The organism is Massilia sp. Root351, assembly GCF_001425045.1.
Classification (GTDB): domain Bacteria; phylum Pseudomonadota; class Gammaproteobacteria; order Burkholderiales; family Burkholderiaceae_D; genus Rugamonas.
Genome location: NZ_LMDJ01000005.1, coordinates 240,883 through 261,965 on the forward strand (window position 1 = coordinate 240,883; position 21,083 = coordinate 261,965).

The following is a 21,083-nucleotide window of genomic DNA, read 5'->3' on the forward strand; positions in this document are numbered from 1 at the left end:
GACAGTGCTGCTTTGCAGGCAGCAAGGATTATCCGACTGCGCGCAGCGCTTGCGGCTGCACGTGGCCGCGCACCAGCGGCAGCACTTCTTCGCCTACGCGGTAGGCCTCCTCCAGGTGCGGGGTGCTGGAGAGGATGAAGGCATCTGCGCCCAGCTGCACCAGTTCGTCGAGGCGCTCGGCCACCTGCTGGTAGCTGCCCACAATGCCCTGCGTCTGGCCGCCGCGCAGCAGGTTGAAACCCGACCAGACGTTCGGTTCGATGATCAGGTCGCGATAGCTGTTCAGCGTGGTAGGCAGGCTGGCGCGCTGGCGCGCTGCGCCAACCGAATCACCCTGCGGCGCCAGGAACTGCTTCAGCGTTTCGGCATCCACCCGCTCGAAACCTTTGCGCACTTCATCCCAAGCCTCTTCCTCGGTGGCGCGGGCCACGATATCGACGCGCACCGCGCACTTGATCTTGCGGCCCAGCAGATCTGTTTTCTCCTTCACGCGGCGGAATTTCTCGCGCAGCGCGGCGAACGGCTCCAGCCAGGTCAGGTAGTAGTCCGCGTGCTTTGACGCCGACGCCAGCGCGGCGTCGGAAGAGCCGGAGAAGTAAATCTCGGGGAACTCTTCCTTCGACAGCGGGTCCGGCAGGCCGCCGTGCTCCAGCTGGTAGAACTTGCCCTGGTACGAGAATGGCCCGCCTTGCCAAACGCCGCGCACCACATCCAGGAATTCGGTGGTGCGCTGGTAGCGGTCGTCGTGGCCGGCGGAGTCGCCCCACCACAGCTGCGCCGGGCCGCCGCCGCCGGTAATGACGTTGTACAGCGCACGCCCGCCGGTGGCGCGCTGCAGGCTGGCCGTCATGCGTGCGGCGGCGACTGGGTTCAGGAAACCCGGCTGGAACGGAATCATGAATCGGAACGTTTCGGTTTCGCGCGCCAGCAGCGCGGAAATGGCCCAAGGTTCGTCCGTCATCGGGAAAGATGGAATCAGGCCGCCGTGGAAGCCGGACACTTCGGCCGCATGCGCAATCTCGGCCAGGTAGTCAATGTAAGTATAGCCGCCGGCGTGATCAAGCCGGGCGTTGCCGGCCAGCGTGTCGCCACGGTAGGGAGTGCGGCTGCGGTGCGAGCTTGGCTCGCCGTGGGTGGGAAGGCGCCAGAAGAAGTCGACAGTCATGGTGTGCTCCAGTATGGATGATGTGGTCAGGCTGCCTGGCGCTCGGCGGCGGCAAGGCGCTCGCGCAGTGCGGGCAGAACGTTTTCGCCGAAACGGTAGGCCTCTTCGAGATGCGGCGCGGCGGACAACAGGAAGCTGGATACGCCCGCGGCGGCGTATTCGGACAGGCCATCGGCGACCTGCTCGAAGCTGCCAACCAGTGTGGCCGCCGGGCCGGGTCCATCATCGTCGGCAGCAGCGGCAACCGCGGCGGTGGACTGGCTCTGCAGGATCGCCGCGTCGCGCCGCGCTTCGTCCTCCGTTTCACGCGCAACCACGCTGATGCGCAGTCCAATGGCGACCTTGCGGCCGGCAGCGGCAGCCAGCGCGGCAATGTGTGCGGCCTGCGCACGCAGCGTCTCCGGCGGGGCGGCATCGAGCACGTGCACGTCCGCTTGCCGTGCGGACAGCGCAAAGGCCTGCTCGCTGGCGCCGGACAGGTAGACCTTGGGTACCGGATTGTTGGCCAGCGTGCCACGGAAGCCGCCCTCGCCCACTTCGAAGAACTTGCCCTTGAAATTGAACGGTGCGGTAGTCAGGACGCCGCGCGCCACAGTCAGGAATTCGTCGATGCGCGGCAGCACGTCGGCGTCCTCCGCGTAGTCGGCATGGCGGCGCCGATCCCCGGCAGTCCCGCCCGGAGCGATCTGCCAGGCCAGGCGGCCGCTTGTGAAGCGCTGGAAGCTGGCGGCATTCTTCGCCGCGTAGACCGCCGAGCCCCATGCGGCCTCAAATTCCGTCACCAGCTTGATGCGGCGCGTGCCGCGCGCCACGTAGCCGGCAACGATCCACGCTTCCTCGCCCTGAAGGTCGTGGCCGATGCGCACGCCGTCGAAGCCTGAAAGGTCGGCCGCGCGCGCCACCTGGTGCAGATAGTCGTAGTAGTTGAAGCGGCTGCCGCGCGGGTCGGACACGCCGCCGCTGTAGGGCGAGCCCGCGTCCGCAGCGCGTTCGCCGCGCCGCAGCCGGGCCGCTTCGCCGTAGCGGCCATCGCCGGCGGTAGGCAGTTGCCAGATGAATTCCGTGGTCATGTTGAAGCTCCTCGTGAGTTGTGGTGTCAGCCCACTACGCAACGCAGAAACCGTGCCATGCAGGAAACGCCACATCCACCCTTCTGCGCACGCCGCGCGTGCTGCGCGACGAACAGGCTGCTGCCCTGGCAACAGCCTGTGTTTGCGCAGCTACAGTACGCCCGCCTTCTTCAGGTAAGTGCGCATGATGTTGCGGCTGATATTCAGGCGCCTGGACGCCCGCACCTGGTTGCGTTCCGTGCTCTCGAACGCAGCCAGCGCGAGTTCCTGCTGCAGCGTTTCGAAGTCGATGCTCTCGCCCGAAGCAAGCAGCGCGCGCCAGGCCGCATGCAAGCGTGCGCTTGCCGTGGCGGGCGCGGCGCCGGGGCCGACTGTGTGCCCGGGTCCGCCGCCGGCGGAAGGCACGGCCGCGCCCAGTTGCTCGCCCGCCGCGCCGGACCAGGGCGACGCAGCGTATGCCGGTGCAACGTATGCCGGTGCTGCGTGTGCCGGTACCGCGTACGGCCCTGGCGCCGCATACTGCGGCCCGCTGCGCACTTCAGGTGGCGGCTCATGCCGCGCCCAGCCGCGCAGACTCAGGTCGTGCGCTGTGACGGCGCCATCGTGGCTGACCAGCAGTGCGCGGTGCATCACATTTTCCAGCTCGCGTATATTGCCTGGCCACGGATAGTCCAGCAAGGCGCGCTCCGCATCCTGCGTGATCGAGACATCGGCCAGGTGCAGGCGGCGCGCATAGACCTGCAGAAAGTGGCGCGTGAGCGGCATGATGTCGCCGGGGCGCTCGCGCAGGGGCCGCAGCGGAAGCGAGATCACCTGCAACCGGTAGTACAAGTCCTCCCGGAAGCGCCCGGCCCGCACCGCTTCGGCCAAGTCCACATTGGTGGCGGCGATCAGGCGCACGTCAATCGGTATCGCCTTGCGCGCGCCCAGCCGCACCACCTCCCGCTCCTGCAGCACACGCAGCAGCTTCACCTGCATCGGCAGCGGCAAGTCGCCAATCTCGTCGAGGAACAGCGTGCCGCCGCGCGCGGTTTCGAACCAGCCGGCCTTGGCCTGGTGCGCGCCGGTGAAAGCGCCGCGTTCGTAGCCGAACAACTCGCTTTCGATCAGCGTTTCCAGGAAGGCGCCGCAGTTGACGGCGACGAAGCTGGCGTCGCGCCGGCTGCTGTGGGCATGCACGTGGCGCGCTATCAGCTCCTTGCCGGTGCCTGTTTCCCCGGTGATCAGCACCGTCGCCTCGCTGGGCGCGATGCGTTCGATCAGCTGGTGCAGCTCGCGCGAACGCGGATCGGCGAAAACGAAGGCCGTGGCGCGCACCAGCAAGCTCATTTTCTGGGCTTCCCGGAAAGCGACGAGCGGTTCCCCGTCGCTTTCCGTCCCCTTGGCAAAATGGGCGCTGCGCGCGAATTCGGATGTGAAGTGGTTGGCTAGTAGTTCCATGAATCGACTATAGCGCGCTGCCTAAGCCTGGCAAACGAATAGTGCCACGCTTGCTTATCCGGTTTTCACATATCCGCGCCGGCGGTAGCCTGCTGCGCGGCCGCATAGGCGCCGTACAGTTTGGCGTATGCCCCGCCCTGGCCAATCAAACTGTCATGGTCGCCCAGCTCGGCCAGCTCGCCGTTCCAGATCACCGCGATGCGGTCGGCGTCCCGTATGGTGGCAAGCCGGTGTGCGATGATGATGGCGGTGCGGCCCCGGCACAGCCGCCGCAGCGCGGCCTGGATGCGGCGCTCGGTGTGCAGGTCCACGGCGGACGTCGCCTCGTCCAGGATCAGCACGGTGGGGTTGGCAAGATAGGCGCGCACCAGGCACACCAGTTGCCGCTGGCCGTGGCTGAGGAAGCCGCCCAGCGGCCCCACCTCGGTGCGGTAGCCCTGCGGCAGCCGTTCCAGCACGGCGTCCGCCCCCAGCTCGCGCACGGCGGCGATCAGCGCACCGTCGCCGGCGTCCGGCGCCGCCAGGCGCAGGTTGTCCAGCACACTGCCGGAGAACAGCACGTTGTCCTGCAGGACCACGCCGATCACCTTGCGCAGCTCCTGCTGCCGATAGTGGCGCACGTCCACCCCATCCACCAGCACCGCGCCCGACTGCACTTCGTACAGCCGCGCCAGCAACTGCACCAGCGTGCTCTTGCCGTGCCCCGTGGGTCCGACGATGGCCAGCACCTGGCCGGCCGGAATGTGCAGCTGCAGGGAGCGGATCACCGGCCGCGCGCCGGCCGGGTCGTAGGAGAAGCCGACATTGGCAAACTCCACCTCGCCGCGTCGCGCGGGCTGCTGCGGCGTGAGCGGATCGGTGATCTCGGGCTCCGTATCGAGCAACAGGAACACGCGCTGCGCCGAGGCCGCGCCCGACGAGTAGCGCTCGAACAGGTCGTTCAGCTCCTGCAGGGGGCCGAGAAACAGGTGTACGTAGAACAGGCTTTGCGCCAGCTGGCCCACCGTCACGCTGCCCTCGGCGATACCGAAGCCGCCCGCCACCAGCAGCAACCCCATGCCCAGTGTGCTGAGTACCTGCGTGAGCGGCAGGAACCAGCTGGAGCGGATATTGCCGCTCACCAGGGTGTGGTTGAAGTGGCGCAGCAGGCCGAGGTAGCGCTGCGCATTGCTATCCTCGCGCACCAGCTGCTTGATCAGCCGCACGCCGGACACGGTTTCCACCAGGTGAGCCGTGAAGCGCGCACGCGCCTCCGCCACGCGGGCCCAGTTCTGCTGCGAGATGCGCTTGAACAGCCAGGTGAAGCCCGCCAGCAGCGGCACCACGGCAGCCAGCGCCGCGAACAGGCGCGGCGAGATCAGCCACAGCGCCGCGCCGGCCACCAGGCAACGCAGCAGCGCGGACAGCAATTCCGGCGGCCCTTGTATCAGCAGCGGTTCGAGCGCGTCCACGTCGCGGTCGGCGCGCGAGATGATGCGGCCGGCCTTGGTCTGGTCGAAATAGCGCACGCTGAGCGACTGCACGTGGGCGTACACCCGCACCCGGAGCGCGTTCAGGATATGGATGGCTGCGCCGCCGGCGAAATACTGGGACAGGCCGGACAGCAGGAAACGCAGTACCCAGCTGACGGCCAGCCCGGCCGCCATCCAGGCCAGCAGGTGCTTGTCGAGCAGGATGCCGGTGGCGGTCCTGATAAAGCCGTTGTCGATCACTTCGCGCAGGAACCAGGGCCGCAGGAAGATCACGCCCACCAGCAGCGCTTCCAGGGCGATGACGGCGGCGATGCGGCCGCGCACCTGGCGCAGCAGCGGCAGCAGGCGCCAGAACATGCTGCGGTCCAGCGCCTTGCGGGCCAATGCCTGTTCCAGCTCGATGTCGCTCAGTGCAGTCTGGCCGCGCAGCTTATTGGCCATCGCCGCCTCCCAGCAGTTCGCGGTAGCCCGCGTCCGACGCCATCAGTGCCTGGTGCGTACCTTGCGCCGCGATGCGGCCACCGGACAGCATCGCCACGTGGTCGGCCAGCAGGATGGTGGACAGTTTGCTGGCGACCATCAGCACCGTCACCTGGTATTCGCCGCTGGCGTGCAGACGGCGGATATTGTCCAGCACGCGCCGTTCGGTCAGGGCGTCGAGCGCGCTGGTGGCGTCGTCCAGCACCAGGATGGCGGGACGCGCCAGCAGCGCTCGCGCCAGGCAGATGCGCTGCCGCTGGCCGCCGGACAGTGTGGCGCCGCGCTCCCCGACGCGGGTCTGCAGGCCGTGTTCCAGCCCTTGCACCACGTCCGCGGCCGCAGCCCATGCTAGCACCTGCTCCAGTTCCGTGTCGCTGGCGTCCGGTTTGGCCAGCCGCAGGTTGGCGGCCAGCGTGTCCGAGAACAAAAAGCTTTCCTGCGGCACCACGTGCACCTTGCGGCGCAACTGTCCCAGGTCCAGCCCACGCAGGTCGCGCCAGCCACCCCACGGCGAGCCGACGCGCACCGATCCCTGGTCCGGTTCCAGCAGCCGTGGCAGCAGGCCCGCCAGCGTGCTCTTGCCCGCTCCGGTGGCGCCCACCAGCGCCACCACCTCGCCCGGCGCCACTTCAAAGTCGCATCCGGACAGGATAGCGCTGCTGCCGCCCGGCGCGGCGATCTCCACACCGGTGAGGCGCAGTCCCAGCGCACCGTCTGGCAGGCCCTGTGGCTGGCCGTCACCGCCGCGCATGCCGGGCCGTTCGTCCAGCAACTCCCAGATGCGGCCCGCCGACGAGCGCGCATCGGCAAAGATCTGCATCACCCTGCCCACACCTTCGATACGGAACACCAGCGTATTAGCCACCAGCAGCGCAGCTACGATCTCGCCCACGTTCATGCGGCCCTGCTGCACCAGGTGGGCGCCATAGCCCAGTATCCAGCCGTGGCCCAGCGCCACCACTGCCTGCGGCAGCGGGATATGCGAGGCCGAATACGCCAGCGCCTTGCGCGCCAGCCGCACGAATTGGTCGACATGCTCGCTGAACACCGCGACGCGACGCTGCTCGAGGCCGAAGCCCTTGATGACGCGCACGCCGTTCACCCCTTCGCTGAGCTCCTGGTTCACCTTGTCGTACGCTGCGCCCGCCGCGCGGTCCAGGTGCACCAGCTGGCCGGTCTGCGCCACGAAGATACCGATGCCGGCCAGCGTGAGCAGCAGCGGCGGCAGGCCAAGCAAGGGGCTGTACCAGCACAGCAGGCCGATGGAGGCGATCACCACCAGCGCTGTTTCGAATACCTGGCGCCAGAAGCTGATGAGCGCATCGCGCACCTTGTCGGCGTCGCGCGTGGTGCGGGTGACCAGTTCACCGACGCCGTGGCGCCAGTGGTACGCCAGGTCCAGCCGCTGCACTTGCTGCAGGATGCGCTGGCGCAGTATGGTGAGCAGTTCCTGGCCGATGATCAGCGCCATTACGCCGCCGCCGTATTGGAGTACCGCGCGCGCAGCGGCTAACGCCAGCAAGGCGATCAGCCAGTAGCGGGCCAGCGACCAGTCCAGCGTGCCGTCCGCCTGGCGCTGCACGGCGCGGCCGCTTTCCACGTCGTGCACGGCGCGGCCTACCAGCCATTGCTGCCACGCGAGGCTGAGATTGACAATGGTGAACAGCGTGGCCGTCAGCGCAAAGCGCCACGGCATCAGCCGGTAAAGGGCAAGGCAGCGCAATAGCGGCTGCCGGACGTTGGATGGTTTGGTCACTGTGCTTTGTCCGGATGGGAGTGGGTTGGAGCTTCCCTATCCGCACGATCCGTGCCAGCGCCCCAAGGGCACGTCCTGGCCCGCCGCGCGCGCCGGCGTGCGCAAAAACCAGCAGCGCTGTGCAATTTTCAGCAGCGCTTGTTGATTCCGGCGGCGTGCAGGCGGTAGCATGGCGGCATGACGATTCCACGCCCTTCTCAAGCCGCCCAGGCCGGTTTTGCCACCTTGGCCGATGCCGCCTTCCACAACGAGCGCGTGGCCGCGCGCCGCCTTGCCGCCAGCGCGGGACTGGACGAAGCGCAGGCGCTGCTGCGCATCCTGGAGCAGTCGGCTGCGGCGGCCGGATACCGGGCTGCAGCGGAGCCGGCGGGGCTGGCGGCACCGGCAGCCCTGGATGGCCCGTCAGCGCTCGACCGCCTGCTGGCCGCTCGTTCAAAGTTGAAGCGGGACGATGCGGAGCGGCGCGCGGCCAAACTGCTCGCGCGCGCCGGGAAGTTGGCCGGCAAGCGGGCGCGCCATGCGCCGCAGGCAGGTGCATGGCAGGCATGGTTCGACGGCTCGGCCCATCCCAATCCGGGGCGGCTGGGCATAGGAGCGTTGCTGCTTGGCCCGGCCGGCGAACGCATCGAGATCAGCCAGCGTGCAGGACATGGCAATAGCGGGGAAGCGGAATACCTGGCGCTGGAGGCATTGCTGCAAGCCGCCCTCGCCGCCCGCCCGCCGCTGTTGGCGATCTACGGCGACAGCCAGGTCGTGATCGGCGACGTGGCGGCCGGCGCGGGCACGGGAGCGAAGGGGCTGGAACTGCACCGCGAACGGGTGCAGGGGCTGCTGACGGAACTGGGGAAATCGGGGCGAGTGACGCTGCACTGGGTGCCGCGCCACCGCAATGGCGAGGCGGACCGCCTGTCGCAACAGGCGATCGCCTCCTGGACCGGGCAGGACTAGCGCAGCGCCAGCGCCTTGCCGCCCTGCGTGCGGGCAGCTGGTGCGCGGCCTGCCGGCGGCTTGGCCGCGCCGCCCACCTGGAACACACTGACCACTTCGGCAAGTTGCATCGCCTGATGCTGCATGGACTCGGCGGCGGCCGCTGCCTGCTCCACCAGCGCCGCGTTCTGCTGCGTAACCTGGTCCATCTCGCCGATCGCCTTGTACACCTCGTCGATGCCGGCGCTCTGCTCCTTGCTGGCGGTGGTGATCTCGGTGATGATGGTACTCACGCGGTGTACGCTGGACACGATGTCTTCCATGGTCGCGCCGGCGTCGGCCACCAGCTTGCCGCCCTGGTTCACCTTGTCCACCGAGTCGCCGATCAGCTCCTTGATCTCCTTGGCGGCGGCGGCCGAGCGCTGCGCCAGCGTGCGCACTTCGCTGGCTACCACGGCGAAACCACGGCCCTGCTCGCCGGCGCGCGCCGCCTCCACTGCGGCGTTCAGGGCCAGGATGTTGGTCTGGAACGCGATACCGTCGATCACCGAGATGATGTCCACGATTTTGCGCGAGGCGGCATTGATGGCTTCCATCGTGCCCACCACTTCGGCGACCACGGCGCCGCCCTTGACGGCAACATCGGCCGCCGCGTCGGCCAGCTGGTTGGCCTGGTGCGCGTTGCTGGCGTTGTTCTTCACCGTGGCGGTCAGCTCTTCCATCGACGCGGCGGTCTCCTCCAGCGAGCTCGCTTGCTGCTCGGTGCGCGACGACAGGTCCTGGTTGCCGGCCGCGATTTCGGTGGACGACGTCTCAATCTCCGCCGTACCGCTGCGCACCTGCATCACGATGTTCAGCAGCGCATTGTTCATGTCCTGCAGCGCCGCCAGCAGCTGGCCGGTTTCGTCGCTGCCGCTGACACGGATGGTGCCGGTCAGATCGCCGGCCGCCACGCGCCGCGCCGCGTCCAGCGCCTGGCCAAGCGGCCGCGTAATGCTCGCGGTCAGCAGCCAGGAGCACACCACGCCCAAAGCCAGCACCAGCGCGGTTAGCGCTATCAACAGCTTGCGGCTGGTATCGGCCCCATTCTCGATTTCCACCGCGATGGCGTCGATCTTGCCGCGCTGGCGCTTCAGCAGTTCGGCCATCAGGTTCTGGTAGGCGGCCGCACCGGGCGCGAACACGTTGCTGAAGTGTGCTTCGGCCTCCTCCAGCGCGCCCTCGGCCTTCAGCTTGGTCACCTTGTCGCGCGAGGACAGGTAGATTTTGCGCTGCTCGCCGATGCGGTTGAACAGTTCCTTCTCGTCTTCGTCCACCAGTGCTTCGATTTTCTTCTGCAGCTCGGCAGACACGGCGCTGGATTTCTTGGCCTCGTCGGCAAAAAAGCCCACCAGCGACGGATCGCTGCTGCGGGCGATGGCGGTGGTGCGGCGGATCGCACTGTCGATCTTGCTCGACCAGTCGCTGATCATGCGCTCTTTCGCCAGCGGCACTTCCATCATCGCGCGCGTCGCGTTGGCCACTTCGTGCAGGCGCCAGATGGAGATACCGGTAATGGCCACGGACAGGGCCAGGATGACGGCAAAGCCGAGCGCCAGTCGCTTGCCGATGCGGATGTTGGACAGCATGCTCACGGCGCTCAGGCGGCCAGCGCCGAGTCGAGCAAGCCCATGTCGGCGCTCGTCATCAGGCGGTCGATGTCCACCAGGATCAGCATGCGCTCGTCGATGGTGCCCAGGCCGACGATGTATTCGGTGTTCAACGTGGAGGTGATTTCCGGCGCCGGCTTGACCTGCTCCGGGGTCAGGATGGTCACGTCCGACACGCTGTCGACCACCATGCCCACCACGCGGTGGCCGATGTTCAGGATGATGACGACGGTGAACTGGTTGTATGTCGGTTCGCCCACATTGAACTTGATGCGCATGTCGACGATCGGCACGATCAGGCCACGCAGGTTGATCACGCCCTTGACGAATTCCGGCGCGCTGGCAATGCGGGTCGGCGCTTCATAGCTGCGGATCTCGCTGACTTTCTGGATGTCGATGCCGTACTCTTCCTGGCCCAGGGTAAAGGCGAGGTATTCGGCGGCGGCCGCGACGTTGGCGGCGGAAATAGCGTCGGTAGACATAGGTTCCTCTCAAAAGAGCCATAATGTTACCGTACAACAAGGTCCAACGCAGCAAATAAATGCACAGAAGCAACATAAAGTCTATCGGTTTCAGTGTATTTGCACCGCAAACTGCTATGGCCTTCTTGGCAATTCAATGCCACAATCGCAGGGCAAGCAGCATGCCCCGCCCCAAGGAGAAGAATGAATACGTTGTTAAGTAGCTGGCATCCGCGCCTGGTGGCGCTGGCCACCGCCGCCGCCGCCGATGACGGCGCGCACGACACCAACCATCTGCACCGCGTGTGGCGCAACGCCACGCTGCTGATGGACGATTACCCGGAGGCGGACGCGCTGGTGGTGCTGGCAGCCTGCTATCTGCACGACCTGGTGAACCTGCCCAAGAATTCGCCGGACCGCCACCTGGCTTCGCGCCAGGCCGCGCGCCTGGCCAGCCGCCAGCTGGCCGAACTGGGCTTCCCGCCCGAAAAGCTGGCCGCCACCGCGCACGCGATCGAAACGCACAGCTTCTCGGCCGGCATCAAGCCGGAAACCATCGAAGCGAAGATCGTGCAGGACGCCGACCGCCTCGACGCGCTGGGCGCGGTCGGCCTGGCCCGCATGTTCTACACTGCCGGCCGCATGGGCTGCGCGCTGGCCCACGCCGACGACCCGATGGCGCTGCACCGCGAACTGGACGACAAAGCCTATTCGCTCGACCATATCGACGTGAAGCTGGCCACGCTTCCGGCCAAGATGCAAACCGCCGCCGGCCGCCGCCTCGGGCAAAGCCGCCTGGCCGAGCTGATCGCCTTCCGCGACAGCTTCATCGCCGAATGGGCTGCCAGCCCCGCCACGCCTTAGCCTAGATCCGATCTTTCCGCCCATGACCAGCAAAAGCGAACCCGTTCCCCTTTCCACCACCTCCAACGGCAACCTCAAATTCGTGCTGGTGTGCGTGTTCATCGACATGCTGGGCATCGGCCTGGTGGTGCCGGTGCTGCCCATCCTGGTCGGAGAATTCGTCCACACGCGCGACGCGCAGGCACTGTGGTACGGCGTGATGGGCGCCGTGTTCGGGCTGATGCAGTTCCTTTTCATGCCCATGCTGGGTGCCGTCAGCGACAGGGTGGGCCGCCGGCCGGTGCTGCTGTATTCCATGGCCGGCATGTGCATCAACTTCCTGTCCACCGCCTGGGCGCCCAACCTGGCCTGCATGTTCATCGGCCGCGTGATCGGCGGCGCCTCCTCGGCCAGCATGTCGGTGGCCTCGGCCTACGCGTCCGACATTTCCACCCACGAGAACCGCGCCAAGAGCTTCGGCAAGATCGGCGCCGCCTTCGGCCTGGGCTTCATCGCCGGCCCCATGCTGGGTGGCCTGCTGGGCAGCATCGACCTGCACCTGCCGTTCTACGTGGCGGCGGGCCTGTCGGCCGCCAATTTCATCTACGGCTACTTCTGCGTGCCCGAGTCGCTGCCCGAATCGCGCCGCTCCAGGTTCAAGCTCACCCGCGTCAATCCGCTCGACGGCCTGTTCAAGCTGGCCCGCCGCGAGGATATCCGCGGTCTGATCATCGCCTTCGCGCTGATGACCTGCGCGCAGATGATGCTGCAGTCGACCTGGGTGCTGTACACCCACTTCCGCTTCGACTGGAGCCCCGGCCAGAACGGCGCCGCGCTGTTCTGCGTGGGCATGGCCGCCGCCGTGGTGCAGGCCGGCCTGCTGGGCGTCTTCATCAAGTGGTTCGGCGAAGTGCGCCTGACGCTGATCGGCCTGGCCTCGGGCTGCATCACCTACACCTTGTACGGCCTGGCCACGCAAGGCTGGATGATGTACCTGTTCATCTGCTGTAACCTGATGGCGTTCGCCGCCGGCCCGGCGCTGCAAGGCATCATCTCCAAGGCCACCGACGCCGGCCAGCAGGGCGAGCTGATGGGTTCCCTGCAGTCGATCAGCAGCATCGGCATCATTTTCATGCCGCTGCTGGGCAGCGCCATCCTGGGCGAGGTCAGCCACTTGCCGGCCAACGACTGGCGCATCGGCAGCAGCTTTTTCGTGTGCGCGGCCATGCAGGCGCTGGCCATCCTGGTGGCACGGCACTACTTCCGCACGCACGACCTGAAGCAGCCTGCCAGCACGGCGGTGCAGCCATGATGGCATGGCCGCCGGCGCCGGGACTGCTGGCGCTGCTGCCGGTGCTGGCGACGTTCAGTTCGCTGGCCGCGCCGGCCGCGGCGGAATGCTCGCGCGAGATCGCCGTGCCGGTGGCGCCGATCGGTGTCAGCATCACCATCAGCAACGGCGACGTGGCCGGCATCTATCCCGACGTGCTGCGCGCGGCCAGCCAGAAAGCCGGCTGCCAGCTGGTATTCTCCGGGGTGCCGCGCGCGCGCCAGGAGGTGCTGTTCGAAATGGGCAAGGCCGACCTGATGCTGCCCGCCACGCGCACGCCGGCGCGCGACCAGGTCGGCACTTTCATTCCCCTGATCGGCCATCGCGCCACGCTCATTTCGGTGGCCAGCGGACGCCCCGCCCTCTCCAGCGCCCAGGACCTGCTGCAGCGCCCGGAGCTGCGCGTGGCCGTGGTGCGCGGTTTCGACTATGGCGAGCCTTACCAGGTGCTGATCAAGGAGCTGGCCAGGCAGGGACGTCTGTTCCAGGAGGTGGACTCGGTAGCGGTAGCCCGGCTGATGCAATCCGGCGCCATCGACGTCACCATCATGGGCCCGACCACACTGGCCGGCGCCGTGATGCGCGACGCGCGCCTGGCCGGCATGCTGGACCGGCTGCGGGTGGAGCCGATACCGGAACTGCCCTGGAGCGAGAGCGGCATCTACGTGTCGCGCCGCTCGCTCAAGCCGGAGGACCAGGCCATCATGCTGGACATGATGGAACGGGTGGCCAAGTCCAACGCCGTGATGGAAGCCTTCCAGCGCGTGCACCGCCCCGCCATCCTGGCCGAAAGCGTGCGCCCGCGCTAGGCGCGGGCGCCGGAGCCTGTACTGCCGATGCCAGGATACGTCGTCGCCATCATCCTGCTGGCAGCGCTGCTGCATGCGGGCTGGAACGCGCTCGTCAAGGCCGGCAAGGACGCTTTCCTCACTTCGGTCCTGGTGGCCTCGGGCGCCGCGCTGATTTCGCTGGCGGCGCTGCCTTTCTTCCCGGCGCCCGCACCCGCCAGCTGGCCGATGCTGTTCGCCACCACCGTCATCCATTACTTCTACTACGGCCTGATGGCGGCCGCCTACCGGCACGGCGACATGAGCCTGGCCTATCCGCTGATGCGCGGCAGCGCCCCCCTGCTGGTGGCGCTGGCCAGCGCGCCTTTGCTCGGCGAGCAGTTGACGGCGATGCAGTTCGGCGCCGTGGCCTGCATCAGCGGCGGCATCTTCAGCATGGCGCTTGCGCACCGGCGGGCGGCGCCAGTCGGTCGCACAGCGGCGCGGCGGCCCGGCGGCGCGGCGGCTGTGGGTGACACTGCGCAAGCTGGCGCAGCGCTGACCCCGCCCTCCCCACAGCGCCCTGGCCGCGCCGTGCTGTACGCGCTGCTGAACGCCGGCGCCATCGCGTGCTACACGCTGGTGGACGGCGTCGGCGCGCGTCACTCCGGCTCCCCGGTGGCATACACCATGTGGCTGTTCGTCTTCACCGCTGCCGGCCTGCTGGCCTGGACCTTGCTGCGGCGCCGCGCGCAATTCGCCGCCTACGCGGCCGCGCACTGGCGCGTGACCGCGCTGGGCGGAGCCGGCACGCTGGGCTCCTACGCCATGTCGCTATGGGCAATGACGATGGCGCCAGTGGCAGCCGTGGCGGCGCTGCGCGAAACCGCCATCCTGTTCGCCGCCGCCATCGCCGTCTTCTTCCTTGGCGAGAAAATCAGCCCACAGCGCTACGCCGCCATCGCCCTGATCGCCGGCGGCGCCGCACTGATGCGCTACGCCTGACGGCAGCCTGCAGAAGCTGCGCTTCAGTAAGGGCTGGCGGTCGGCCGCACCACGATCTCGCTCACGTCCACGTCCGCCGGCTGCTCGATGGCGAACAGGATGGCGCGCGCGATCGCGTCCGGCCCGATGGCCACCTTGCGGAACTCCTTCATCTCGGCGCGTCCCCGCTCGTCCGAAATGCTCTCGGCCAGCTCGGACTCGGTCACGCCCGGCGACACCAGCGTCACCCGGATGTCGCCGCCCACCTCCTGCCGCAAGCCCTCGGTAATGGCGGCCACGGCGAACTTGGTGGCGCAGTATACCGCCGCCGTCGGACTCACCGTATAGGCGCCGATCGATGCCATGTTGATGATCTGGCCCGAGCGCTGCACCTGCATCAACGGCAGTGCCGCCGCGATGCCGTACAGGACGCCGCGCACGTTGACATCGATCATGCGGTCCCACTCCTTCAGCTTGAGCGCGTCCAGGCGCGAGAGCGGCATCACGCCGGCGTTGTTGATCATCACGTCCACGCGGCCATGGCGCTTGTGGGCGGCCAGCACGAAAGTCTGCACGTCGTCCGCGTCGGTCACATCCAGCGCGCTGAAGTCCGCCGAGCCGCCGGCAGCGCGGATTTGCGCCACCAGCAGTTCCAGCCGGTCGGTGCGGCGTGCGCCCACTACCACGTGCATGCCCTGTTGTGCCAGCAAGCGCGCCGTCGCCTCGCCGATGCCGCTGCTTGCGCCGGTGATAAGGACCACTTTTTGATTTTGCTGCTGCGTCATGATGCGCCCTCCTGAGCTGTTGTTGATGGGATGAAGTTTAAGCAGGCGGGGCCTGCCCGTGAATGCCGGATGATCTCGACCTATTGCCTAATCCTCCAATCCTTGCGATGAACGCATCCAAAACTTGCATAATGAATGCACGAACCTACTAACCACTGGATAGCCATGCCAAGTCCACAACAACGCATGACGGCCCTGCTGAACCGCCTTGCCCCTTCCGAAGGCTCCACCCTGTCGGCTTTGGACGGCGTGAAATTCATGCGCGCCAACCGCCCCATTCCGCGCATGCCGGTGCTGTACGAGCCGTGCATCGTCATCGTCTGCTCGGGGCGCAAGCACGGCTACCTCGGCGGCCAGGCCTATGTGTACGACGCGCAGCAGTTCCTGGTAATGTCGGTGCCGTTGCCGTTCGAAGGGGAAACCGTGCTGGCCTCCGAGGCCGAGCCGATGCTGGCCGTGTCGATCCGCATCGACCTGCAGATGGCGGCGGAACTGATGCTGGCGGTGGAGCAATCCGGCACCGCCATCGCGGCCGAGCCCAAAGGCATCATTTCATCGCCGATGGACGGCAAGCTGTGCGACGCGGTGCTGCGCCTGCTCGAAGCGCTCACGTCGCCGCTGGAGACGCAGCTGCTGGCGCCAAGCGCCATGCGCGAGATCCTGTACCGCGTGCTGACCGGCGTGCAAGGCGGCTCGCTGCGCGCCGCGCTGGCGCACCAGAGCCATTTCGGCAAGATCGGCAAGGCGCTGCGCCGCATCCATGCGGACGTGAGCAGCCAGGTAGACGTGGCCACGCTGGCCGGCGAGGCCGGCATGAGCGTGGCGGCCTTCCACGCCAACTTCAAGGCTGTCACGCAGACCTCGCCGATCCAATATCTGAAGAGTACCCGGCTGCACAAGGCGCGCCTGCTCATGGTGCAGGACGGCCTGAGCGCGGCCACTGCCTCGGCGCGGGTAGGCTACGAAAGCAGCTCGCAGTTCAGCCGCGAGTTCAAGCGCTTCTTCGGCCGTACGCCGGCCGACGAGGCGCGCGAAATGCGCACCCTGCTGTGCCAGATGCCGGCCGAACGCGGCGCCCCCTACATCACGGTGCAGTAGCCAGAGACTCAGCCCGCCGCCGGGGGGGCAGGCTTGGCCGACAGATCGAATGGCATGTTGCGTAACGGCTTGCCAGTCAGCCGCGCAATGGCGTTGGCGAAGGCCGGCGCCAGCGGCGGCAAGCCCGGCTCGCCGATCCCGGTCGGCGGTTCCGCACTCGGCACGATGTGCACCGCGAAGCCCGGCATATCGGTCATGCGCGCCACCGTGAAATCGCCGAAGTTGCTCTGCTCGACCACGCCGTCCTTGAGGGTGATTGCCGCGCCGGGAAGACACATCGACAGTCCCATCACCGCCGCGCCCTGTACCTGCGCCTCGATGCTGCGCGGGTTCACGGCCAGGTTGCAGTGCACACCCGCCGTCACCTGGTGCAGCTTGGGCTGCCCACCCTTCACGGACGCTTCCACCACGTAGGCCACCACCGTGCTGAACGACTCGTGCACCGCCACGCCCCAAGCGCGGCCAGCCGCCAGGCGGCGCTTGCCGTAGCCGCTCTTGTCCACCGCCAGCTGCAGCGCGGCGCGGTGGCGCGCATGCTGGTCGCCGAACATCTTCATGCGGTAGGCAACCGGGTCCTGCTTCGTGGCGCGGGCAATCTCGTCGACCAGCGTTTCCATCACGAAGGCCGTGTGGTTCGAACCCACGCTGCGCCACCACAGCACCGGCACGTTCAGCTTGGGATGGTGCACGGTGAGCCGCATCGGGAAGGGATACGGGTCGCGCATGCCTTCGGTGGCGGTACCGTCGATGCCGGCCTTCACCTGGAAAGCCTCGAACACCGAACCGGAGGTGATGGACTGTCCGACCAGCGCGTGGTCCCAGGCCAGCACCTTGCCCTGCGCATCGAAACCGATGCGGGCGCGGTGCAAATGCATGGGCCGGTAGTAGCCGCCCCGTATGTCATCCTCGCGGCTCCACACCGTGCGCACCGGCGCGTCCACGCCGGCGGCGCGCGCGGCCTTGGCGATCTCGCAGGCTTCGACCACGAAGTCGCTGCTGCTGGCGGCGCGCCGGCCGAAGCCGCCGCCCGCCATCGCCACGTGCATCGTCACCTGCTCCGGCTTGATGCCCAGCACGCGCGCGGCGGCGGCGCTGTCCACGCCGTGGAACTGCGTTCCCACCCACAACTGCGCGCCCCCCTGCTCCAGCTTGACGGTGCAGTTGAGCGGCTCCATGGGTGCGTGCGCCAGGTAGGGAAACACGAATTCGGCGTCGATCTTCATCGGCGCAAGGTCCAGCGGCGCCATGTCGGCGTCAAATTTGCGCGGCCCAGCCTGGGATGCCAGCTCGCGGTACTGGCGCAGCTGCCTTTCGCTGTCCACCTTCTCAACGCCCTCCGTGTTCCACTCCAGCTTGAGCGCATCGCGGCCCTGCCTGGCAGCCCAGTAGCCGTCCGCGAGCACGGCCACGCCCTCGGCGCCCCGGTCCAGCGGCACGCGCAGCACAGCGCGCACGCCCCTGATGGCGCGCGCCGCGCTATCGTCCAGCGACGCCACGCGCGCGCCGAACACCGGCGGGCGCGCCACCAGGGCCGTCAACTGGCCCGGCAGGCGGGTGTCGATGCCGAAATGCTGCCCGCCGCTGCTCTTGGCGCGCGCGTCCAGCCGGCCGGTGGGCTGGCCGATGATGCGGAAATCCTTCGGATCTTTCAGCGTGACCGTTTGCGGTACCAGCAGCGCCGCCGCGGCCTCGGCCAACTCGCCATAGCCAAGCTCGCGCCCACCCGGCCCCAGCACCGTTCCTGCGCGCGTGCTCAGGCTGGCGGCATCCACGTTCCAGCGCTGCGCGGCGGCAGCCAGCAGCATAGCGCGGGCGCGGGCGCCCAGTTCACGGTACTGCGTGAAGCTGTTCTTGATGGAGTTCGAGCCGCCGGTCAGGTGCATGCCGAACATGGGATCGACGTAGGCCGGATCATTGGAACCTAGCTGGCTGCGTACCAGCTTCCAGTCCGCGTCCAGTTCCTCGGCCAGTATCATCGGCAGCGCGGTCTGCACGCCCTGGCCGAATTCCAGGCGGTTGACGGTCACCGTCACGATGCCGTCGGGGGCGATCCGCACGAAAGCGAGCGGCTGTTCGGTGGCCTTGAGCGCGGCCGGCGCCTGGCCTTGCGCCGACGCCAATTGCGGGAAGGCGCCCAGCGCCAGCCCGGACACGCCCAGCATTTTCAGGAAGGCGCGGCGCGGTGGCTGCGCCGCTTCAAGGCCGTCTTCTCGCGCCAGCATCTTTTGCAGGGCGCGCGGCAATTGGTTCAGATCGAATTGATTTGGATCGATATGGGGCAGCATGGAAGTTCCTTCAGGCGAGCGTGCGGGCGGCGTCGGCGATGGCGGCGCGGATGCGGGCATAGGTGCCGCAGCGGCAGATATTGCCTGCCATGGCGGATTCGATTTCAGCCATAGTGGGCTGCTTGCCGCGCGGAAGCGACTTGAGGAAGGCGGTGGCGCTCATGATCTGGCCGCTCTGGCAGTAGCCGCATTGCGCAACGTCGTGCTTGATCCACGCCGCCTGCACGGCCGCACCAACCCGGTCGCTGCCGTCCGTGGCCGCTTCGATGGTTGTGATCTTCTTGCCTTCGGCGACCGAGATCGGCGTGATGCAGGAACGGATCGCCTGGCCGTCCAGGTGCACGGTGCAGGCGCCGCACAGCGCAGCACCGCAGCCGAATTTGGTGCCGGTCAAGCCGAGCGTGTCGCGCAACGCCCAGAGGATGGGCGTGCCTGGATCGTCTTCGATGGCGCGCTGGCGGCCGTTGACAGTAAGCGTGGTCATGGTGGGCAAAACTCCTGGTTGGGGAACAGCTGCAGTATGACCGCCCGTTCCCCGAAAGCGTTTGCCGCTTCCGACCGTTATCTTGCCCGATTCAACGAGTTTCCACCGACTCTAGCAAGCGCCGGATATCGCGCAGCGGCGGCGCGCCGAACAAGCGCGTATACTCGCGGCTGAACTGCGACGCGCTCTCGTAGCCCACCCGCACCGCCGCACTGCCGGCATCGATGTCCTCGTTCAGCATCAGCTGGCGTGCATCCTGCAGACGCAGCTGCTTCAGGTACTGCAGGGGGCTCATGCCGGCCACGGCACGGAAGTGCAGCCGAAAGGTCGAAGGACTCATGTGCGCCTGCGCGGCCAGGTCGTCCATGGGGAAGTCCTCAGTGTAGTGCTGCTTCAGCCAGCCGATCACGCGCGCGATCTGCTGGCTGGGCGAACCCGCCGCCACCAGCTGGCGCAAGGCCGGCCCGTGCGCGCCGCTCAATAGGCGCACCATGATCTCCTGCTCGATCAACGGCGCCAATTGCTTGATCAATCCGGGTTCGTCGAGCAGCCGCACCAGCCGGGTCAAGGCCTGCGTGAGGCCCTCGTCCAGATCCACCACCGACAGCGCCCGCGCGCTGGCAGACGCCAGTGGCGCCGACAAGTCCATGCTTGCCGCCACCTGCGCCAGACGGCCGCAATCGAGTCCGAGCCACATGCCCAGATAAGGCTCGCCGCTGGCGGCCCGCGTGACATAGGACACCACCGGCAGGTCCATGGCGGTGACCAGCGACTGGCCCGGGCCATAGTCGTAGATCTCGCCGCCCAGCGTGACGCGCTTGCCGCCCTGCAGGGCCATGCCTAATCCGAGCCCATAGATGCACGGCACAGGATCGCTGACTGCGCTGCGGCGGTAAAACATCAGGGACGAAATGGCGTTGGCATGCTCGCCGTCGGTTTGGGCAATCGCGCCGACCACGCGCGCCAATTCCGCGCGAGCCGCGCTGCTTGAGGTATGCGATGAGTTCATGTTTGCAGCGTAGCACGGTTACCGGGCTTTTCCATCGGCGGCACCGGCGGCTCGTCGGATCAGGCAAGAACTGCATCGATTCCGGCAAGCGTTCCGGCCACAAACGGCCGGACAATGCCAGCCATCATAAGTTCTATCGGACGCAAAATGAAACGTGTATTGATTATCAACGCCCACCAGGCGTACCAGGGCATCGCCAGCGGCAAGCTGAACCGCACCATGGCGGGCGTGATCCGCGAAGAGATGGCGCAGCGCGGTTACGAGGTGCGTGAATCGGTCATCGAGAGGGGCTACGACATCGACGCGGAAGTAGACAAGCACGTCTGGGCGGACGTGATTATCCTGCAATCGCCGGTGTACTGGTTCGGCATGCCGTGGATCTACAAGAAATACGTCGATGAGGTATTTACTGCAGGGCTGGTGCAACAGCGCCTGCTGGTGGACGACGGCCGCAGTCGCGACGAGCCGGGCAGACAGTACGGCAGCGGCGGCAAGATGCAAGGCAAGCGCTACATGATGTCGCTGACCTGGAACGCACCCCGGGAAGCATTCGGCAATCCGCAGCAGCGGCTATTCGAGGGCAAGTCAGTGGACGACGTGTTCGTGTCCAACACCGCCAATTACAAGTTCTGCGGCGCCGAAGTGCTGCCTGCGTTCTCATCACACGACGTGGTGAAGCACGCGGACATCGAGGGCGATATCGCGCGGCTGCGCGGACATCTGGCTGCCATCATGCCTCATTTGACCTGATGATTTTGTCAACCGGGCGGCGGCTTCCGCCCCAAAGCGGTCGTTCCCATCCAACCGCCTTATGCGATCCTGAACTTACGCGCGCCCAGTAAAACTGCCACCGCTGCACCTAACACCAAGATACAAAATAGCACTAGAAATAGCTTGGCGTAAGCCGGTGCGGCAAACGCGGCGAGCGCAAGCAATGCCGCTGCGAAAGCGGTCATGGAGAAACACTTAGGGAGCCGCTGAACAATTGAGTTTTTAGCGGCTCAAAGCTTGCTCAGTAGGGGCAATTCAAGTTCAGCGAGCGAAAAATACGGTGAAAAAGTGGCGAAAGCAGCGCCGT

18 protein-coding genes are annotated in these 21,083 nt (G+C 67.1%); 7 read left to right on the forward strand and 11 right to left on the reverse strand.

The annotated features are described in order from the left end of the window. Positions 1–28 precede the first annotated feature (28 nt). From ASD15_RS10305 to ASD15_RS10325, 5 genes are all read right to left on the reverse strand, one after another. On the reverse strand, positions 29–1,165 hold the full coding sequence (locus ASD15_RS10305) for an LLM class flavin-dependent oxidoreductase (protein ID WP_057154749.1): 1,137 nt from the start codon (positions 1,163–1,165) through the stop codon (positions 29–31). A 26-nt stretch (positions 1,166–1,191) separates the two neighbouring features. Next, a complete protein-coding gene (locus ASD15_RS10310) occupies positions 1,192–2,235 on the reverse strand; it encodes an LLM class flavin-dependent oxidoreductase (RefSeq protein ID WP_057154750.1) in 1,044 nt (347 codons plus the stop codon). A gap of 150 nt (positions 2,236–2,385) precedes the next feature. Then, positions 2,386–3,675 (reverse strand): sigma 54-interacting transcriptional regulator, encoded by a 1,290-nt coding sequence (locus tag ASD15_RS33650; protein ID WP_082551730.1) that lies wholly within the window; start codon positions 3,673–3,675, stop codon positions 2,386–2,388. Positions 3,676–3,740: 65 nt separating this feature from the next. Continuing rightward, positions 3,741–5,588 (reverse strand): ABC transporter ATP-binding protein, encoded by a 1,848-nt coding sequence (locus tag ASD15_RS10320; RefSeq protein WP_057154751.1) that lies wholly within the window; start codon positions 5,586–5,588, stop codon positions 3,741–3,743. Next, positions 5,578–7,383: an ABC transporter ATP-binding protein gene (locus ASD15_RS10325; RefSeq protein WP_200953945.1), complete on the reverse strand. Its 1,806-nt coding sequence runs from the start codon at positions 7,381–7,383 to the stop codon at positions 5,578–5,580. Before ASD15_RS10325 ends, ASD15_RS10320 begins: the two co-directional genes overlap by 11 nt. A gap of 177 nt (positions 7,384–7,560) precedes the next feature. Between ASD15_RS10325 and ASD15_RS10330 the strand changes: the two genes are divergently transcribed. Continuing rightward, the gene (locus ASD15_RS10330; RefSeq protein ID WP_057154753.1) at positions 7,561–8,331 is read left to right on the forward strand and encodes a reverse transcriptase-like protein; all 771 of its coding nucleotides are present in this window, start codon (positions 7,561–7,563) and stop codon (positions 8,329–8,331) included. On the opposite strand, the gene ASD15_RS10335 is transcribed toward ASD15_RS10330, so the two are convergent. Both ASD15_RS10335 and ASD15_RS10340 read right to left on the reverse strand, forming a co-directional pair. Next, positions 8,328–9,944 carry a methyl-accepting chemotaxis protein gene (locus ASD15_RS10335; protein WP_057154754.1) on the reverse strand — a complete coding sequence of 539 codons (1,617 nt, stop codon included), beginning with the start codon at positions 9,942–9,944 and terminating at the stop codon, positions 8,328–8,330. The genes ASD15_RS10330 and ASD15_RS10335 overlap by 4 nt on opposite strands. A 5-nt stretch (positions 9,945–9,949) precedes the next feature. After that, the gene (locus ASD15_RS10340) at positions 9,950–10,441 is read right to left on the reverse strand and encodes a chemotaxis protein CheW (protein ID WP_057154755.1); all 492 of its coding nucleotides are present in this window, start codon (positions 10,439–10,441) and stop codon (positions 9,950–9,952) included. 183 nt (positions 10,442–10,624) lie between these two features. Here ASD15_RS10340 and ASD15_RS10345 point away from each other — a divergent pair, with 183 nt between their 5' ends. From ASD15_RS10345 to ASD15_RS10360, 4 genes are read left to right on the forward strand one after another with little or no spacing between them, the layout of a single operon-like run. After that, positions 10,625–11,284, forward strand: a complete 660-nt coding sequence (locus tag ASD15_RS10345) for an HD domain-containing protein (protein ID WP_057154756.1) — start codon at positions 10,625–10,627, stop codon at positions 11,282–11,284. 22 nt (positions 11,285–11,306) lie between these two features. After that, a complete protein-coding gene (locus tag ASD15_RS10350; protein WP_057154757.1) occupies positions 11,307–12,575 on the forward strand; it encodes a TCR/Tet family MFS transporter in 1,269 nt (422 codons plus the stop codon). Further along, positions 12,572–13,402: an ABC transporter substrate-binding protein gene (locus ASD15_RS10355; protein WP_229418138.1), complete on the forward strand. Its 831-nt coding sequence runs from the start codon at positions 12,572–12,574 to the stop codon at positions 13,400–13,402. The genes ASD15_RS10350 and ASD15_RS10355 overlap by 4 nt, the downstream gene beginning before the upstream one ends. A gap of 27 nt (positions 13,403–13,429) precedes the next feature. Beyond that, the gene (locus ASD15_RS10360) at positions 13,430–14,365 is read left to right on the forward strand and encodes an EamA family transporter (protein ID WP_057154758.1); all 936 of its coding nucleotides are present in this window, start codon (positions 13,430–13,432) and stop codon (positions 14,363–14,365) included. A gap of 23 nt (positions 14,366–14,388) precedes the next feature. On the opposite strand, the gene ASD15_RS10365 is transcribed toward ASD15_RS10360, so the two are convergent. After that, positions 14,389–15,129: an SDR family oxidoreductase gene (locus tag ASD15_RS10365; protein ID WP_057154759.1), complete on the reverse strand. Its 741-nt coding sequence runs from the start codon at positions 15,127–15,129 to the stop codon at positions 14,389–14,391. A gap of 165 nt (positions 15,130–15,294) precedes the next feature. Between ASD15_RS10365 and ASD15_RS10370 the strand changes: the two genes are divergently transcribed. Further along, entirely contained in the window at positions 15,295–16,227 is a 933-nt protein-coding gene (locus ASD15_RS10370) for an AraC family transcriptional regulator (protein ID WP_057154760.1), read from the forward strand. Between the two features lie 8 nt (positions 16,228–16,235). Here the strand turns inward: ASD15_RS10370 and ASD15_RS10375 are convergent, their stop codons facing one another. The 3 genes from ASD15_RS10375 to ASD15_RS10385 all read right to left on the reverse strand — a co-directional run bounded on the left by ASD15_RS10375 (position 16,236) and on the right by ASD15_RS10385 (position 20,005). Continuing rightward, on the reverse strand, positions 16,236–18,512 hold the full coding sequence (locus tag ASD15_RS10375; protein ID WP_057154761.1) for a xanthine dehydrogenase family protein molybdopterin-binding subunit: 2,277 nt from the start codon (positions 18,510–18,512) through the stop codon (positions 16,236–16,238). A 10-nt stretch (positions 18,513–18,522) separates the two neighbouring features. Then, positions 18,523–18,996 carry a (2Fe-2S)-binding protein gene (locus ASD15_RS10380; RefSeq protein WP_057154762.1) on the reverse strand — a complete coding sequence of 158 codons (474 nt, stop codon included), beginning with the start codon at positions 18,994–18,996 and terminating at the stop codon, positions 18,523–18,525. Positions 18,997–19,087: 91 nt separating this feature from the next. After that, positions 19,088–20,005 carry an AraC family transcriptional regulator gene (locus ASD15_RS10385; RefSeq protein WP_057154763.1) on the reverse strand — a complete coding sequence of 306 codons (918 nt, stop codon included), beginning with the start codon at positions 20,003–20,005 and terminating at the stop codon, positions 19,088–19,090. 147 nt (positions 20,006–20,152) lie between these two features. On the opposite strand from ASD15_RS10385, the gene ASD15_RS10390 reads away from it, so the two are divergent. Next, on the forward strand, positions 20,153–20,755 hold the full coding sequence (locus ASD15_RS10390) for an NAD(P)H-dependent oxidoreductase (protein ID WP_057154764.1): 603 nt from the start codon (positions 20,153–20,155) through the stop codon (positions 20,753–20,755). The last annotated feature ends 328 nt before the right edge of the window (positions 20,756–21,083 follow it).

What these genes read in the sequence shown, in the direction of transcription:
- ASD15_RS10305 (WP_057154749.1), bottom strand. Translation starts at nt 1,165, where the DNA reads ATGACTGTCGACTTCTTCTGGCGCCTTCCCACCCACGGCGAGCCAAGC.
- ASD15_RS10310 (WP_057154750.1), bottom strand. Translation starts at nt 2,235, where the DNA reads ATGACCACGGAATTCATCTGGCAACTGCCTACCGCCGGCGATGGCCGC.
- ASD15_RS33650 (WP_082551730.1), bottom strand. Translation starts at nt 3,675, where the DNA reads ATGGAACTACTAGCCAACCACTTCACATCCGAATTCGCGCGCAGCGCC.
- ASD15_RS10320 (WP_057154751.1), bottom strand. Translation starts at nt 5,588, where the DNA reads ATGGCCAATAAGCTGCGCGGCCAGACTGCACTGAGCGACATCGAGCTG.
- ASD15_RS10330 (WP_057154753.1), top strand. Translation starts at nt 7,561, where the DNA reads ATGACGATTCCACGCCCTTCTCAAGCCGCCCAGGCCGGTTTTGCCACC.
- ASD15_RS10340 (WP_057154755.1), bottom strand. Translation starts at nt 10,441, where the DNA reads ATGTCTACCGACGCTATTTCCGCCGCCAACGTCGCGGCCGCCGCCGAA.
- ASD15_RS10345 (WP_057154756.1), top strand. Translation starts at nt 10,625, where the DNA reads ATGAATACGTTGTTAAGTAGCTGGCATCCGCGCCTGGTGGCGCTGGCC.
- ASD15_RS10350 (WP_057154757.1), top strand. Translation starts at nt 11,307, where the DNA reads ATGACCAGCAAAAGCGAACCCGTTCCCCTTTCCACCACCTCCAACGGC.
- ASD15_RS10355 (WP_229418138.1), top strand. Translation starts at nt 12,572, where the DNA reads ATGATGGCATGGCCGCCGGCGCCGGGACTGCTGGCGCTGCTGCCGGTG.
- ASD15_RS10360 (WP_057154758.1), top strand. Translation starts at nt 13,430, where the DNA reads ATGCCAGGATACGTCGTCGCCATCATCCTGCTGGCAGCGCTGCTGCAT.
- ASD15_RS10365 (WP_057154759.1), bottom strand. Translation starts at nt 15,129, where the DNA reads ATGACGCAGCAGCAAAATCAAAAAGTGGTCCTTATCACCGGCGCAAGC.
- ASD15_RS10370 (WP_057154760.1), top strand. Translation starts at nt 15,295, where the DNA reads ATGCCAAGTCCACAACAACGCATGACGGCCCTGCTGAACCGCCTTGCC.
- ASD15_RS10375 (WP_057154761.1), bottom strand. Translation starts at nt 18,512, where the DNA reads ATGCTGCCCCATATCGATCCAAATCAATTCGATCTGAACCAATTGCCG.
- ASD15_RS10380 (WP_057154762.1), bottom strand. Translation starts at nt 18,996, where the DNA reads ATGACCACGCTTACTGTCAACGGCCGCCAGCGCGCCATCGAAGACGAT.
- ASD15_RS10385 (WP_057154763.1), bottom strand. Translation starts at nt 20,005, where the DNA reads ATGAACTCATCGCATACCTCAAGCAGCGCGGCTCGCGCGGAATTGGCG.
- ASD15_RS10390 (WP_057154764.1), top strand. Translation starts at nt 20,153, where the DNA reads ATGAAACGTGTATTGATTATCAACGCCCACCAGGCGTACCAGGGCATC.